The 12,525-nt window shown below is 68.1% G+C and carries 11 protein-coding genes and 1 rRNA gene; 6 read left to right on the top strand and 6 right to left on the bottom strand.

Annotated features, from left to right (window positions below; translation table 11 throughout):
- Nucleotides 1–1,424, bottom strand: a 16S ribosomal RNA gene (locus AC2H6A_RS13120); the annotation flags it as partial.
- A 558-nt stretch (nt 1,425–1,982) separates the two neighbouring features.
- On the bottom strand, nt 1,983–2,759 hold the full coding sequence (locus AC2H6A_RS13115; protein ID WP_484274047.1) for an enoyl-CoA hydratase: 777 nt from the start codon (nt 2,757–2,759) through the stop codon (nt 1,983–1,985).
- Nucleotides 2,760–2,870: 111 nt separating this feature from the next.
- Between AC2H6A_RS13115 and paaG the strand changes: the two genes are divergently transcribed.
- From paaG to AC2H6A_RS13085, 6 genes are all read left to right on the top strand, one after another.
- Nucleotides 2,871–3,656 carry a 2-(1,2-epoxy-1,2-dihydrophenyl)acetyl-CoA isomerase PaaG gene (gene paaG / locus AC2H6A_RS13110; RefSeq protein WP_484274046.1) on the top strand — a complete coding sequence of 262 codons (786 nt, stop codon included), beginning with the start codon at nt 2,871–2,873 and terminating at the stop codon, nt 3,654–3,656.
- Nucleotides 3,657–3,772: 116 nt separating this feature from the next.
- Nucleotides 3,773–4,168, top strand: coding sequence for a hydroxyphenylacetyl-CoA thioesterase PaaI (gene paaI / locus AC2H6A_RS13105; RefSeq protein WP_484274048.1), 396 nt, complete (start codon nt 3,773–3,775; stop codon nt 4,166–4,168).
- Nucleotides 4,169–4,202: 34 nt separating this feature from the next.
- Nucleotides 4,203–5,528, top strand: coding sequence for a phenylacetate--CoA ligase PaaK (paaK, locus tag AC2H6A_RS13100; RefSeq protein WP_484274045.1), 1,326 nt, complete (start codon nt 4,203–4,205; stop codon nt 5,526–5,528).
- 63 nt (nt 5,529–5,591) lie between these two features.
- The gene (gene acuI, locus AC2H6A_RS13095; protein ID WP_484274044.1) at nt 5,592–6,587 is read left to right on the top strand and encodes an acrylyl-CoA reductase (NADPH); all 996 of its coding nucleotides are present in this window, start codon (nt 5,592–5,594) and stop codon (nt 6,585–6,587) included.
- Between the two features lie 8 nt (nt 6,588–6,595).
- A complete protein-coding gene (locus AC2H6A_RS13090) occupies nt 6,596–8,440 on the top strand; it encodes a M61 family metallopeptidase (RefSeq protein WP_484274043.1) in 1,845 nt (614 codons plus the stop codon).
- Nucleotides 8,397–9,470 (top strand): alpha/beta hydrolase family protein, encoded by a 1,074-nt coding sequence (locus AC2H6A_RS13085; RefSeq protein WP_484274042.1) that lies wholly within the window; start codon nt 8,397–8,399, stop codon nt 9,468–9,470. Before AC2H6A_RS13090 ends, AC2H6A_RS13085 begins: the two co-directional genes overlap by 44 nt.
- Here the strand turns inward: AC2H6A_RS13085 and trpC are convergent.
- The 4 genes from trpC to AC2H6A_RS13065 form a co-directional block, all read right to left on the bottom strand.
- Nucleotides 9,461–10,291 carry an indole-3-glycerol phosphate synthase TrpC gene (gene trpC / locus AC2H6A_RS13080; RefSeq protein ID WP_484274041.1) on the bottom strand — a complete coding sequence of 277 codons (831 nt, stop codon included), beginning with the start codon at nt 10,289–10,291 and terminating at the stop codon, nt 9,461–9,463. The two genes, AC2H6A_RS13085 and trpC, sit on opposite strands and share 10 nt — an antisense overlap.
- Before the next feature lie 31 nt (nt 10,292–10,322).
- Nucleotides 10,323–11,360 (bottom strand): anthranilate phosphoribosyltransferase, encoded by a 1,038-nt coding sequence (trpD, locus tag AC2H6A_RS13075; protein ID WP_484274040.1) that lies wholly within the window; start codon nt 11,358–11,360, stop codon nt 10,323–10,325.
- Nucleotides 11,361–11,372: 12 nt separating this feature from the next.
- Entirely contained in the window at nt 11,373–11,936 is a 564-nt protein-coding gene (locus AC2H6A_RS13070) for an aminodeoxychorismate/anthranilate synthase component II (RefSeq protein ID WP_484274039.1), read from the bottom strand.
- A 10-nt stretch (nt 11,937–11,946) separates the two neighbouring features.
- A partial coding sequence (locus AC2H6A_RS13065) for an anthranilate synthase component I family protein (RefSeq protein ID WP_484274038.1) occupies nt 11,947–12,525 on the bottom strand: 579 nt, incomplete at its 5' end.

Below are 12,525 nucleotides of genomic sequence, written 5' to 3'. Positions count from 1 at the left end.
CTTCTGGTAAAACCCACTCCCATGGTGTGACGGGCGGTGTGTACAAGACCCGGGAACGTATTCACCGCGACATGCTGATCCGCGATTACTAGCGATTCCGACTTCATGCACTCGAGTTGCAGAGTACAATCCGGACTACGATCGGTTTTATGGGATTGGCTCCCCCTCGCGGGTTGGCGACCCTCTGTACCGACCATTGTATGACGTGTGAAGCCCTACACATAAGGGCCATGAGGACTTGACGTCATCCCCACCTTCCTCCGGTTTGTCACCGGCAGTCTCCTTAGAGTGCCCTTTCGTAGCAACTAAGGACAAGGGTTGCGCTCGTTGCGGGACTTAACCCAACATCTCACGACACGAGCTGACGACAGCCATGCAGCACCTGTGTCCAGGCTCCCTTTCGGGCACCCCCACATCTCTGCAGGGTTCCTGGCATGTCAAGCGTAGGTAAGGTTTTTCGCGTTGCATCGAATTAATCCACATCATCCACCGCTTGTGCGGGTCCCCGTCAATTCCTTTGAGTTTTAACCTTGCGGCCGTACTCCCCAGGCGGTCTACTTCACGCGTTAGCTGCGTTACCAAGGAAACGAATCCCCGACAACTAGTAGACATCGTTTAGGGCGTGGACTACCAGGGTATCTAATCCTGTTTGCTCCCCACGCTTTCGTGCATGAGCGTCAGTGTTATCCCAGGAGGCTGCCTTCGCCATCGGTGTTCCTCCACATCTCTACGCATTTCACTGCTACACGTGGAATTCCACCTCCCTCTGACACACTCTAGTCTCGCAGTCACAAATGCACTTCCCAGGTTAAGCCCGGGGCTTTCACATCTGTCTTACGAAACCGCCTGCGCACGCTTTACGCCCAGTAATTCCGATTAACGCTTGCACCCTACGTATTACCGCGGCTGCTGGCACGTAGTTAGCCGGTGCTTATTCTGCGGGTACCGTCATTAGCGCCTGGTATTAGCAAGCGCCGTTTCGTTCCCGCCAAAAGTGCTTTACAACCCGAAGGCCTTCGTCGCACACGCGGCATTGCTGGATCAGGGTTTCCCCCATTGTCCAAAATTCCCCACTGCTGCCTCCCGTAGGAGTCTGGGCCGTGTCTCAGTCCCAGTGTGACTGGTCGTCCTCTCAGACCAGTTACCGATCGCAGGCTTGGTAGGCTTTTACCCCACCAACTACCTAATCGGACATCGGCTGCTCCAATAGCGCGAGGTCTTGCGATCCCCCGCTTTCCACCGTAGTGCGTATGCGGTATTAGCCAGCCTTTCGGCTAGTTATCCCCCACTACTGGGTACATTCCGATGCATTACTCACCCGTTCGCCACTCGCCACCAGGGTTGCCCCCGTGCTGCCGTTCGACTTGCATGTGTAAGGCATGCCGCCAGCGTTCAATCTGAGCCAGGATCAAACTCTTCAGTTCAATCTCTAGGTTTGCCTTGGCTGCTTTCGCCACCAAGACGTGCTCAAAACGGAATTGACATCCGAATGGATATCAAATCGTGTGAGCGTTTTCTTTTGAGCCCTTGGGTGTTACCCCTTGGGTTGGCATTGCTGCCTAAACGCCCACACTTATCGGCTGTTTGATTGTTAAAGAGCGCTGCTGACTGCGTTTGCTGCTTCGCGATCAGCACAGAAGCGAGATGATGACTGCTTCTTTTTGTTCTGTCAAGCGGCTTTCGCTTCACAGGGTTTTTTGCTGCTTTCTTCGCCGCTGCAGTCTTTGCCTTTGCACCTTGGCGCGATGGCTTGGTTCAGAAGCAGCGAAGACCGCGATTATAGACACAGCTTTTGGAGCTGCGCAAGTGGGTCGTTGGAACGGCCGGTGGTTGCGCCTCGTTCGCCACCGCAGCTGCCTTGCCAGTCGCCCTGCCAGCCTTCCCGGCGAAGGCCTGGCTGCGGATGCGCGAAGGGATTGGGCACTCGAAAGGGCAGACCGTGTGGGAATCGCATCGCCCTTGGCGGCCGGGGCATGCCAGGGTCAGCGGTGCTTGAACGCCGGCTTGCGCTTGGCGAGGAACGCATCCATGCCCTCCTTCTGGTCTTCGGTTGCGAAGAGCGAGTGGAAGACGCGGCGCTCGAAGAGCACGCCTTCGTCGAGCGGCATCTGCTGCGCGCGATTGATGGACTCCTTGGCCATCATGACCGATGGCAGCGAGTACTCGGCGATGACGGCGCCCGCGGCGATCGCCTCATCGAGCACGCTGGCGGCGGGAACCACCCGCGACACGAGGCCCGCACGCTCGGCCTCGGCCGCATCCATCATCCGCCCGGTGAGGATCAGGTCCATCGCCTTGGCCTTGCCAACGGCCCTGGGCAATCGCTGCGTGCCACCGGCGCCGGGGATCACGCCCAGCTTGATCTCGGGCTGACCGAAACGCGCGCTGTCAGCGGCGATGACGATGTCGCACATCATGGCGAGCTCACAGCCGCCGCCGAGTGCGAAGCCGCAAACGGCGGCAATCACCGGCTTGCGCACCTGCGTGAGGGTCTCCCAGTTGCGGCTGATGTACCCGGTGCGGTAGACATCCATGTAGCTCCATCGGGCCATGGCCGCGATGTCGGCTCCGGCTGCGAAGGCCTTCTCGTTGCCGGTGATCACGATGGCACCCACGCCATCGTCCGCGTCGAAGGCGAGCAAGGCGGCGCCGAGTTCATCCATCAACGCATCGTTGAGCGCGTTGAGCTGACGCGGACGGTTGAGGGTGATCAGGCCGACGCGGCCGCGGGTCTCGGCGAGGATGTTCTGGAAGGTCAAGGCAGGCTCCGGTGCGGCGGCCCGTTCCGGGCCGGAAAAGGTGCGCGCGATTGTGCCATGCGCGCGTGATACGCTGGACCGCAACCGGATCGGTTCAGACGAGGAATAACCATGGGCACGGACATCGAGTTCAGTCGCGACGGCGGCGTGGCGCGAATCGCATTCAACCGCCCCGACAAGCTCAACAGCTTCACTCGCGCGATGCACGCCGATCTGCGCGAAGCGCTGTCGCAGTGCGAGACGGACGCCGGCATCCGGGCCGTGGTGCTCACCGGGAATGGGCGCGCGTTCTGTGCCGGCCAGGATCTGTCCGACCTGAGTTTCGAGCCGGGCGCGATGACCGACCTCGGCGCGCTCATCGACCAGAACTTCAACCCCCTGGTGCGGCGTCTTCAGGCCCTGCCCAAGCCGGTTATCGCCCGAGTGCAGGGCATTGCGGCCGGGGCCGGCGCGAATGTCGCGCTGGCCTGCGATCTGGTGGTCGCCGCGCGCAGCGCGAGCTTTCTGCAGGCCTTCGTCAACATCGGACTGGTTCCCGACTCGGGCGGCACCCACCTCCTGCCCTCACGGGTTGGCGTGGCGCGGGCGATGGGGCTTGCAATGCTCGGCGAGAAGCTGCCCGCCGAACAGGCCGCGGCCTGGGGGCTTATCTGGGAATGCGTCGATGACGCGCAACTCGACGCGCGGGTCGACGCGCTCGCCCGACGCCTCGCGGCCATGCCCACCCGCGCACTGGCTGCGGCCAAGCAGGCGATCCACGCCGCGGGGACGCAGACCTTGTCGGCCTCGCTGGATCTGGAGCGCGATCTGCAGGCCGCGCTTGGCGCTTCGCACGACTACGCCGAAGGTGTGAACGCATTTCTGCAGAAGCGCGCGCCGCGCTTCGAGGGACGATGAACGCCTCGCGCGGAATGACGGAGGCGCCCGGGGCAGAAGGGGCACCCGGGACGGCGGGTGCGGCTGCCATCAAGGGCGTGCCCGATCCGGACCGGGTTTCGGCCGTGGCACTGGCGATGTGGGTCAACGACCAGGCGTCGCAATCGCTCGGGATGGAACTGCTCGAGGTACGACCGGGCTTCGCTCGGCTGCGCATGCCGGTGCGGGCCGAGTTCCTGAACGGGCTGGGCAGCTGCCATGGCGGCTACATGTTCCTGCTGGCCGACTCTGCCTTCGCATTCGCCTGCAACAGCCACAACCAGCGGGCGGTGGCGGCCGGCGCACAGATCGAGTTTCTGGCGCCCCCCTTGCTTGGCGACATCCTCGTTGCCGAGGCCATCGAACTGCATCTCGGCGGCCGTACCGGCTTCTACGATGTCTCGGTCACCGACCAGAACGGTCGCCGCGTTGCCGTGTTCCGCGGGCGCTCTGCGAGCATCCGCGGCGAGCACCTGCCCGGCGCGACGCCGTGAGCGGGCGCACGACAAGCACCTTCGGAGATTGCGCATGATTCCGACTCACCCGACGGGCGCCGCGCATGGCGGCCTGCCGCTGGAGCCGATCGAGCGGGCCAGCCTCGACGAGCTTCGCGTGCTGCAGCTGCAACGCCTGCAGTGGTCGCTGCAGCATGCCTACGACAACGTGGCGCACTACCGGCAGCGCTTCGATGCCGCCGGCGTGCACCCGCGCGAGCTGCGGCAGCTCGAGGACATCCGACGCTTCCCGTTCACCACGAAGGCCGATCTGCGTCAGAACTACCCCTTCGGCATGTTCGCGGTGCCACGCGAGAAGGTGGCGCGCATCCATGCCTCGAGCGGCACCACCGGCAAGCCGACGGTGGTGGGTTACACGCTGCGCGACATCGACACCTGGGCCTCGCTGGTGGCGCGCTCGATCCGCGCTGCTGGTGCACGCGCCGGCGACCTGGTTCATGTGAGCTACGGTTACGGCCTGTTCACCGGCGGCCTGGGCGCGCACTACGGCGCCGAGAAGCTGGGCCTGACCGTGGTGCCCTTCGGTGGCGGCCAGACCGAGAAGCAGGTGCAGCTGATCACCGACTTCCGGCCCGACATCATCATGGTCACGCCGAGCTACATGCTCGCGATCGCCGACGAGTTCGAGCGCCAGGGCATCGATCCGCGCTCGAGCAGCCTGCGGGTGGGCATCTTCGGCGCAGAGCCCTGGACCAACGAGATGCGCCGCGAGATCGAGCAGCGCGTGGCGCTCGACGCGGTGGACATCTACGGGCTGTCGGAGGTGATGGGACCGGGCGTGGCCAACGAGTGCGCCGAGACCAAGGATGGGCCCACCATCTGGGAGGACCACTTCCTGCCCGAGGTGGTGCACCCCGAGACCGGCGAGCCGCTGCCCGACGGCGAATTCGGCGAACTGGTGTTCACCTCGCTCACCAAGGAGGCGCTTCCGATCATCCGCTACCGCACGCGCGACCTGACCTGCCTGCTGCCGGGCACCGCGCGCACCATGCGGCGCATGCGCAAGATCACGGGCCGCTCCGACGACATGATGATCGTGCGCGGGGTGAATGTGTTCCCGTCGCAGATCGAGGAACTGATCCTGCAGCGACCCGAACTCGCGCCGCACTATCTGTGCGAGCTGCACAAGGATGGTCCGCTCGACTCGCTCACGGTGCGGGTGGAGCTCAAGGCCGGCGGAGCGGCCGACAGCGCCACCGTGGCCGGCGCGCAGGCGGCGCTCGCGCATGCGATCAAGTCGTATGTCGGCGTGTCGGCGAGCGTGCGCATCGAGCCGACCGGCACGATCGAGCGCTCGGCCGGCAAGGCGCGTCGCGTGGTCGATCTGCGGCCGCGCTGAACCCAATCCGTCGGCAGCGGCGGGCAGTCCGCCCCCGCCCGACCTCTTTCTGGAGACTGACCCATGTTTCGGGGAATCCTGCTCGAAAAGAGCGAATCCGGCGTCAGCGCCGGCGTGCGCGAACTCGATGATGCCGCGCTGCAGGCCCATGCCGGTGACGGCGATGTCACGGTGCGCATCGGGTGGTCGACCCTGAACTACAAGGACGGGCTGGCGATCACGAACCGATCGCCGGTGGTGCGCAAGTGGCCGATGGTGCCGGGGATCGACGGCGCGGGGGTGGTCGAGGCGAGCAGCCACGCCGACTTCAAGCCGGGCGACCGCGTGGTGCTCAACGGCTGGGGCGTGGGCGAGACCCACTGGGGCTGCCTTGCCGGCAAGGCCCGACTGAAGGGGCAGTGGCTGGTGCCCCTGCCGGCCTCGCTCGGCGAGCGCGAGGCGATGGCGATCGGCACCGCCGGCTACACGGCGATGCTGTGCGTGATGGCCCTCGAGGACGGCGGCGTCAAGCCGGGCGATGGCGAGGTGCTGGTCACCGGCGCGGCCGGCGGCGTGGGCAGCGTGGCGATCGCGCTGCTGGCCGGCCGTGGCTACCGGGTGGTGGCCTCCACCGGGCGCGCCGGCGAAGCGCCCTACCTCACCGGGCTGGGCGCGGCCGAGATCATCGAGCGCGCCACACTGAGCGAACCCGGCAAGCCGCTGCAGAAGGAGCGCTGGGCAGGTGTGGTGGACTGCGTGGGCTCGCACACCCTGGCCAATGCCTGTGCGCAGACCCGGTACGGCGGCACCGTCGCGGCCTGCGGACTGGCCCAGGGCATGGACTTCCCGGCCTCGGTGGCGCCCTTCATCCTGCGCGGCATCCGGCTCGCCGGGGTCGACTCGGTGATGTGCCCGATGCCTCGCCGGCAGGCCGCGTGGGCGCGGCTCGCCGCTGACCTGGACCGGACCCGCCTCGCGGCCATGACCACCGAGATCGGCCTGGACGCGGCGATCGCAGCCGCGGCCGATGTGCTCGCCGGCAAGGTGCGCGGCAGGCTGGTGGTCGATGTGAACCGCTGAGCCTGCGCATGCCGAAACCCGTGCCGGTGGCGGTGCGCTACACCATCACCCCCACCGACCCCGAGGCCCATTGCTTCGAGGCATCACTCGAGATCGATGGCCCCGACCCGCAGGGCCAGCGTTTCTCGATGCCGGTCTGGATCGAGGGCAGCTACCTGGTGCGCGAGTTCGCGCGGCAGGTGGTGCGCATCGAGGCACGCTGCGGCACTCGGGTGGTCGCGCTGCGCAAGCTCGACACCCACACCTGGGAGGCCGAGCCCTGCGAGGGCACGCTCGTGCTGCGCTGGCAGGTGTATGCCTGGGACCTCTCGGTACGCACCGCCTGTCTGGACCCGCACTTCGGTTTCTTCAACGCCAGCAGCGTGTTCATGCGCCCGCACGGCCGCGACCTGGAGGCCTGCAGCGTCCAGATCCTGCCGCCCCCGCGCGGCGGCGACGGCTGGCGGGTGGCCACCACGCTGCCGCGCGCCGGCGCACGCCTGGGCGGCTTCGGCAGCTACCGCGCGCAGGGCTACGAGGAACTGGCCGATCACCCGGTGCTGATGGGGCGTCTCAGCCTGGCCCGTTTCACGGTCAACGGCGTGCCACATGACATCGCGCTGAGCGGCCGACACGATGCCGACCTGCCTCGGTTGGCCGCGGACCTCGCGCGGGTCTGCGAAGCGCAGGCCCGGCTGTTCGAGCCGCGCAGCGGCACGCTGCCCTTCGATCGCTACCTCTTCCAGATCATGGTGGTGGGCGAGGGCTACGGCGGCCTGGAGCACCGCAGCAGCACCGCGCTGATCTGCGCTCGCCACGATCTGCCCTATCCGGGCATGAGCGGATCGCCCGAGGCCTACCGCGGCCTGCTCGGACTGGCCAGCCACGAGTACTTCCACAGCTGGCATGTGCGCCGCATCCGGCCGGCGGCGCTGGCCAGACCCGATCCCGACCGCGAGAACTTCACCAGCCTGCTCTGGGTCTTCGAGGGGTTCACCTCCTACTACGATGAACTGATGCTCACCCGCGCGGGCCTGGTCGGCATGGACGACTACCTCGGCTCGCTCGCCGGCACGATCTCGCGGGTGCTGCGTGGACCCGGCCGTCGGGTGCAGAGCGTGGCCGAATCGAGCTTCGACGCCTGGATCAAGTACTACCGGCAGGACGAGAACTCACCGAACAGCGTGGTGAGCTACTACGCCAAGGGTGCGCTGGTGGCACTGTGTCTCGACCTGGACATCCGCAGCCGCAGCGGCGGGCGCCGCTCGCTCGACGACTTCATGCGGCTGCTGTGGCGGCGCTTCGGCCGCCCATTCGACGCGCGTCGCGAGGGCCTGCCGGAAGACGGGGTGGCCCCGCTGCTGCGCGAGGCCACCGGGCTGGATCTCTCCCGCGAGGTGCAGGCCTGGGCCCACGGCACCGACGAGCTGCCGCTGTCCGCACTGCTGCAGCGGGTGGGTCTGTGCCTGATCCTGAAGGCGCCCGAGGGGGACAGCCCCTCCCTGGGGGTGACGCTCGCACAGAGCCCCGGGGTGCTGACCATCACCACTGCCTACCGCGGGCAGGCCGCGATGCGCGCCGGCCTGTCCGCTGGTGACCAGCTGGTGGCCTTCGACGGCTTGCGGGTGGATGAGGCCTCGCTCAAGCGGATGCTGGCCCGACGCCGGGCCGGCGACCGGGTGCGGGTTCACGCCTTCCGCCGTGACGAGCTGATCGCGGTCGATGTCAGGCTGCAGGCCCCCGAGCCGACCGAAGCGACACTCACTTCCGACGAGCAGGCCGATGCGGGTGCGATCGCCCTGCGTCGGGCCTGGCTCGGCCTTCGCGCCCATGCCCTATCCACCCGTCACAAACCATCTGCCGACAGCGCCTGAAGAACATCCGCTGCGCGGCCGCCGACGCTTCGTCGGCGCGCTCGCGCTGGGCGCGGCCTGGCTCGGCACCGGCGCCGGCCTCGGCCTGCGCCCCGGTGGCGCTGGCGCGGCGAGCGCGCCGGGCGGCGCAGGCGGGCCCTGGCAGGAGGCAGCCGCCGGCGCCTTCGAGACCCTCGATGCCGACTGGCTCGACGAACGCCGTGACAGGCTGGTGCCGATAAGGCTGTACCTGCCGCGCAGCGACCGTCCGGTGCCGCTGGTGGTGTTCTCGCACGGACTGGGCGGCACCCGGGCGGGCTATGCACATCTCGGCCGGCACTGGGCCGCGCAGGGCGTGGCCACGCTGCATCCGCAGCATGCCGGCAGCGATCGCGCGGTGTGGAGCGCCGGTGGCCTGGGGGTGCTGGGGGCGCTGCGCTCGGCGGCCACACCCGAACAGGCCTTCGCGCGCGCCCAGGATGTCCGTTTCGTGATCGACCAGGCCTTCACGCCCGGCGCCCTGGCCGAGCGTCTGGACGCCAGCCGCATCGCCGTGGCCGGGCACTCGTTCGGCGCGAACACCGCGCTGCTGGCCTGCGGCGCCCGCTACCGCAACCCCGACGGCCGGGTGAGCGAATGCCGCGACGAGCGGGTACGGGCGGCCGTGGTGCTCTCGGCGCCCTCGCTGCCCACCGACCAGGATCCGGGATTCGCCTATCGGGGCGTGGCCGTCCCCTCGCTGCACCTGACCGGCACCCATGACAGCACCCCGATCCCGGGCCTGAGCACGGAGCCGGCGCAGCGGCGGGTGGCCTTCGACCGGGTACCCGGCGGGCCACGCTTTCTGGGCGTCTTCGAGGGTGGTCGCCACTCGATGTTCAACGACTGGAGTCGCGACGAGGCGATCAAGGCCGGCGCGCGGTCCCTGACCGCCGCGTTCTGGCGGCTGGTGTTCGACGGCGATCCGCACGCGGGCCGGCTGCTGCGGGAGCCCACCCGGGAGTGGCCAAGGCTGGGCCCGGTGCTGGCGGCCTGGGAGGCTCAGGCCTGAGGCGGCGCTCCGAAGAGCCGGGCAAGCTCCTCGCCCGGCTCGGGAGCGCGCATGAAGGCCTCGCCCACCAGGAAGGCATGCACGCCGTGCCCACGCATGTGCGCGACATCGGCCGGGGTGTGGATGCCGCTCTCGGTGATCACCAGCCGATCGGCCGGAATGTCAGCGAGCAGCGCGGTGGTGGCGGAGAGCGACACCTCGAAACTGCGCAGGTTGCGGTTGTTGATGCCGAGCAGCGGCGTGCGCAGGCGCAGCGCCCGTTCGAGTTCGGCCGCGTCGTGGACCTCGACCAGCACATCCATGCCCAACCCGAACGCACAGTCTTCGAGCTCGGCCATCTGCCGGTCCTGCAGCGCGGCGACGATCAGCAGGATGCAGTCGGCGCCCCAGACCCGGGCCTCCCAGATCTGGTAGGGATCGATCAGGAAGTCCTTGCGCAGCACCGGCAGCGCGCAGGCGGCGCGCGCCGCGCCCAGGTACTCGGGCGCGCCCTGGAAGAAGGACCGGTCGGTGAGCACCGACAGACAGGCCGCGCCGCCGCGCTGGTAGCTGGCCGCGATGGCCGGGGGGTCGAAGTGCTCGCGGATGACGCCCTTGCTCGGGCTTGCCTTCTTGATCTCGGCGATGACCGCCGGGCGGCCCGCTGCCACCCGGGCGCGCAGCGCGGCGGCGAAGCCGCGGGGGCGGCTGGTCGCGGCGGGATCGGGCGGGTTCGCCGCAGCCTCGGCCTGGCGGCGCAGCTGCGCATCGGGAACCCGGAAGCGGGCCTGGGCGAGTTCGTCGCGCTTGACGGCCAGGATGCGTTCGAGGATGTCGGCCATGGGCGTGGGCTGGAGTCTGAGGAAGGTGGGATCAGGCAGCCGGTGCAAGCCGCTGCGTGGCCTGCACGAAGCGCTCGAGCCGGGCGCGGGCCGCGCCCGAGGCGATGGTGGCGCGGGCCAGGGCAATGCCCTCGCCGATCGAGGCGGACACCCCGGCAGCATAGAGCGCTGCGCCGCTGTTGAAGACGACGATCTCGCGCGGCGTGCCGGGCGTATCGGCCAGCGCCTCGAGGATCATCTCGCGCGATTCGGTGGCATCGGCCACGCGCAGGCCACGGTTGGAGACCATGCCCAGGCCGAAGTCCTCGGGATGGATCTCGTACTCGCGGATGGCGCCCTCGCGCAGCTCACCCACCAGCGTGGCCGCACCCAGCGAGATCTCGTCCATGCCGTCCTTGCCCCAGACCACCAGCGCGTTGCGCGCGCCCAGGCGCTGCAGCACCCGCAGCTGGATGCCGACCAGATCGGGGTGGAACACGCCCATGAGGATGTTCGGCGCGCCGGCCGGATTGGTGAGCGGGCCGAGGATGTTGAAGATGGTGCGCACGCCGAGCTCGCGCCGCACCGGCGCGACATTCTTCATGGCCGGGTGATGATTGGGCGCGAACATGAAGCCGATGCCGGTCTCGCGGATGCACTGCGCCACCTGCGCCGAGCCAAGATCGATGCGCACGCCAAGGGCCTCGAGCACATCGGCGCTGCCCGACTTCGAGGACACGCCGCGGTTGCCATGCTTGGCCACCGTGGCGCCGGCGGCCGCGGCCACGAACATGGACGCGGTGGAGATGTTGAAGGTGTGCGAGCCGTCGCCGCCGGTGCCGACGATGTCGAGAAAGTGGGGCCCGCCATCGACCACCACCGGCGTGGCGAACTCGCGCATGACCTGCGCCGCCGCGGTGATCTCGCCGATGGTCTCCTTCTTGACCCGCAGCCCCACCAGGATGGCGGCGGTCATGGCCGGCGACATCTCGCCACTCATGATCAGCCGCATGATCTGCAGCATCTCGTCGTGGAAGATCTCGCGGTGCTCGATGCAGCGGGTGAGCGCCTCCTGGGCGGTGATGGTCATGCCGGGGCTCCTTCAGGCACTGAGGAAGTTGCGCAGCAGCGCATGGCCGTGCTCGGTGAGGATGGACTCGGGGTGGAACTGCACGCCTTCCACCGCATGCTCGCGATGGCGCACACCCATGATCTCGCCATCGGCGGTCTGCGCCGTGACCTCGAGGCAGTCGGGAAGGCTGGCGCGCTCGATGGCAAGCGAGTGATAGCGGATGACGGTGTAGGGACTGGGCAGACCCTGGAACACACCACGACCGTCATGCGTGATGGGCGAGGTCTTGCCGTGCATGAGTTCGCGCGCCCGCACGATGCGCCCGCCGAAGGCCTCACCGATCGCCTGGTGGCCCAGACACACACCGAGCATGGGCACGCGGCCGGCGAAGCGCTGCAGCAGCGGCACCGACACGCCTGCCTGCGCCGGCGCGCAGGGGCCGGGGGAAATCACGATGCGCGCCGGCGCCAGGCGCTCGATCTCGTCGAGCGTGATGGCGTCGTTGCGCACGGTGAGCACCTCCTCGCCGAGCTCGCCGAGGTACTGCACGAGGTTGAAGGTGAAGCTGTCGTAGTTGTCGATCATCAGCAGCATGGCGCGCTCCTCACTGCAGCCCGGCCTGGACCAGCTCGGCGGCGCGCAGCACTGCGCGGGCCTTGCTCTCGGTCTCCTGCCATTCGCTCTCGGGCACCGAGTCGGCCACCACGCCGGCGGCGGCCTGCACATAGAGCATGCCGTCCTTGATGACGCCGGTGCGGATGGCGATGGCAAGGTCAAGGTCGCCCAGGAAAGAGATGTAGCCGCAGGCGCCGCCGTAGATGCCGCGCCTGGTGGGCTCGAGTTCGTCGATGATCTCCATGGCGCGGATCTTGGGCGCGCCCGAGAGCGTGCCCGCCGGGAAGGTGGCACGCAGCACGTCGATGGGGCCCATGCCGGGCTTCAGGATGCCCTCGACATTGGACACGATGTGCATCACATGCGAGTACTTCTCGATGGCCATCTGGTCGGTGACCCGCACGCTGCCGGTGCGGGCGATGCGGCCGATGTCATTGCGGGCGAGATCGATGAGCATCACATGCTCGGCGCGCTCCTTGGGGTCGGCGAGCAGTTCGGCGGCCACGGCCTCGTCGCGCTCGGCGGTGCCGGCGCGCGGACGGGTCCCGGCCAGGGGCCGGATGGTGAT

It is taken from the genome of Quisquiliibacterium sp., assembly GCF_982640115.1.
Note: the sequence above shows the minus strand (reverse complement) of the source record. Positions and strands in the feature narration are given on the sequence as shown.

What these genes read in the sequence shown, in the direction of transcription:
- paaG (WP_484274046.1), top strand. Translation starts at nt 2,871, where the DNA reads ATGGGCACGGACATCGAGTTCAGTCGCGACGGCGGCGTGGCGCGAATC.
- paaI (WP_484274048.1), top strand. Translation starts at nt 3,773, where the DNA reads ATGTGGGTCAACGACCAGGCGTCGCAATCGCTCGGGATGGAACTGCTC.
- paaK (WP_484274045.1), top strand. Translation starts at nt 4,203, where the DNA reads ATGATTCCGACTCACCCGACGGGCGCCGCGCATGGCGGCCTGCCGCTG.
- acuI (WP_484274044.1), top strand. Translation starts at nt 5,592, where the DNA reads ATGTTTCGGGGAATCCTGCTCGAAAAGAGCGAATCCGGCGTCAGCGCC.
- AC2H6A_RS13090 (WP_484274043.1), top strand. Translation starts at nt 6,596, where the DNA reads ATGCCGAAACCCGTGCCGGTGGCGGTGCGCTACACCATCACCCCCACC.
- AC2H6A_RS13085 (WP_484274042.1), top strand. Translation starts at nt 8,397, where the DNA reads ATGCCCTATCCACCCGTCACAAACCATCTGCCGACAGCGCCTGAAGAA.
- trpC (WP_484274041.1), bottom strand. Translation starts at nt 10,291, where the DNA reads ATGGCCGACATCCTCGAACGCATCCTGGCCGTCAAGCGCGACGAACTC.
- trpD (WP_484274040.1), bottom strand. Translation starts at nt 11,360, where the DNA reads ATGACCATCACCGCCCAGGAGGCGCTCACCCGCTGCATCGAGCACCGC.
- AC2H6A_RS13070 (WP_484274039.1), bottom strand. Translation starts at nt 11,936, where the DNA reads ATGCTGCTGATGATCGACAACTACGACAGCTTCACCTTCAACCTCGTG.